The organism is Fibrobacter sp., from assembly GCF_045112255.1.
Classification (GTDB): Bacteria; Fibrobacterota; Fibrobacteria; order Fibrobacterales; family Fibrobacteraceae; genus Fibrobacter.
Genome location: NZ_JBGUHR010000077.1, coordinates 1 through 2,226 on the forward strand (window position 1 = coordinate 1; position 2,226 = coordinate 2,226).

2 protein-coding genes and 1 pseudogene are annotated in these 2,226 nt (G+C 48.7%); all 3 read left to right on the top strand.

Going from position 1 to position 2,226, the window contains the following annotated elements; all coding sequences use genetic code 11:
* The first annotated feature begins 152 nt into the window (after positions 1–152).
* Positions 153–536: a hypothetical protein gene (locus tag ACJMM9_RS10630; protein WP_405326604.1), complete on the top strand. Its 384-nt coding sequence runs from the start codon at positions 153–155 to the stop codon at positions 534–536.
* A gap of 43 nt (positions 537–579) precedes the next feature.
* On the top strand, positions 580–999 hold the full coding sequence (locus tag ACJMM9_RS10635; protein ID WP_405326606.1) for a hypothetical protein: 420 nt from the start codon (positions 580–582) through the stop codon (positions 997–999).
* A 306-nt stretch (positions 1,000–1,305) separates the two neighbouring features.
* Positions 1,306–2,226: pseudogene (locus tag ACJMM9_RS10640) on the top strand (ATP-grasp domain-containing protein); the annotation flags it as partial.

Here is a 2,226-nt window from a genome sequence, read left to right on the forward strand (position 1 = left end):
TGTTTCGTATTTGAAAGAACAAACTCACCAAATAAAAAAAACGATATTCGGGTGGGTTATTTTGTTATACCCTAAATTACCCTCTGAGTAAGCACGACCTTAAAGACTTAAAGGAACGGTGCAACGAGCAGAGCTGGGAACAGGGCTTGCATGTGCCGGAGAAAGGAAAGACATTTGCTGGAGAAGTCCGGGAAGAAACGGTGGCATGGAGCAAAGACACCTACCAGCTTTTGAAACAGGCAGAGCAGGGAAAGGTCAAAAGCTATGTGCAGGATATTGCCCTTGCGGTGCTGGATTGTAAGGAAACAGCGACCAGCCGGGAAACCTTTATCCGGCTGATGAATGAAAGAGGGTACGGGGTGGACTGGCAGGACAGCCACAAGTACATCACATATACCGACTTAGCCAGGGAACAGGCAGGAGAAAAGGCTTGTAAAATCAGGGATAACAAGCTGGAAAAATACTACAATATGGATTTTTGGAAAGTCCGACAATATAATTTTAAGAGATTTCGTTTCGAGAATAAAGTTTATTGAAGAATGCACTAATCAATATAAATCAAAGCCATATCATGAATGGATGCATAACGGAGCCGCATGGCAAGGATTTTATTCATGGCTAGAAGATAATCTCGGTGATAACCTTGAATGGCGTTATGTTAGCAATCCCAATGGTGGCTTTTGGGGGTGTTATTGGTATTGGAAATGGTGCAAAGCTTTTAATTTTGGAATTTATCTACAGATAGAACAAAATAGAATTTGTTTTAAAGCGGATAGTAAACCAAACATGGATTGTATAAAAAAATGTCGAGAAAAAATTTTTTCTCTTGCATCAGGAAAAAATTTAAAGATAGAGAACATAAGATTCCATAAAGGGAACTTTGTCACAATATGTTTTGTTGACACCTCGTATCTATTTAGCAATGACATATTTGAAGAAAAAGAAATACTCGCAAAAATAAGCATCTTGACAAAAATAATCGATTCAATTACGGATTAATTTGACAAAAGCATTCTTGATGTTTTACCAGCATTCGCGTTAGGGATAGTGACCCCTTGGGGCGAAGACTTGCGGGCAGCTCTTTTTGGATGTTCTTGGGAGCAAGGCTTCGTTTTAGGAGGCGAGTAACGAGCGAAGCGAAGGTGGTCGCCCCTAAAATATAGCCCGACCCACGCCAGTGGGGAACGCCCAAATGATTAGGCAACGTGCTCCAGATTTACCACAAGGAAAAGCCTGCAAGCCGAGTGTCGCAAAAATATGCTTGCATATTTTTTATGACCGAGGCGAAGCGGCGGACGCCAAAGGCGTCAAAAGCCGGCTGGCGTGATTGTGCAGTTCGGTGGCCAGACTCCGCTGAACATCGCCCGCGCTTTGAGCGACCGTGAGCCAAAAGCGACTCGTCTTAACGAGTCGTGTTGGCGAGAGCACACGAATGTCGGAGTGCCTTGTTGAATTATGAGTGTGCGGTCTTATAACCGCGTCAAGATTCTCGGTACGAGCATTGACTCCATCGATATCGCCGAAGACCGCGACTTGTTCCGCAAGATGATGGACCAGCTCGGCATCCCGATGCCGGAAAGCGGCATGGCCACGAACATCGACGAAGCCCTCGCTTGTGTCAAGCAGATTGGCGGCTACCCGGTGATGATCCGCCCGAGCTTCGTTCTCGGCGGCCGCGGCATGGAAGTCATCTACGACGAAAACATGCTCCGCGAATACGTGGCAAAGGCCGTGGGCGTGACCCCGGATCGCCCGCTCCTCATCGACCGCTTCCTCCACAACGCTTTGGAATGCGAAGCTGACGCCCTCTCTGACGGCGAACACGTTTACATCCCGTCCGTGATGGAACACGTGGAACTTGCCGGTGTCCACTCCGGTGACTCCGCTTGCATTATCCCGCCGGTGACCATCACGAAGGAAAACTTGGCAACCATCAAGGATTACACCCGCAAGATTGCTGAAGCTCTCCACGTTTGCGGCCTCATGAACATGCAGTACGCTATCGAAGACGGCAAGGTGTTCGTTCTCGAAGCCAACCCGCGCGCCTCCCGCACGGTGCCGCTGGTCTCCAAGGTTTGCAACACCCAGATGGCCCGCCTCGCCACCCGCCTCATGCTCGGAGCCAAGCTCGAAGACCTGAAGCTCAAGGACAAGAAGTTCAACCATCACGGCGCCAAGGAAGCCGTGTTCCCCTTCGACAAGTTCCCGAAGGTGGACCCGGTGCTC

Excerpts from the sequence above, each read along its gene's own strand:
- ACJMM9_RS10635 (WP_405326606.1), top strand. The coding sequence starts at position 580 with ATGCATAACGGAGCCGCATGGCAAGGATTTTATTCATGGCTAGAAGAT.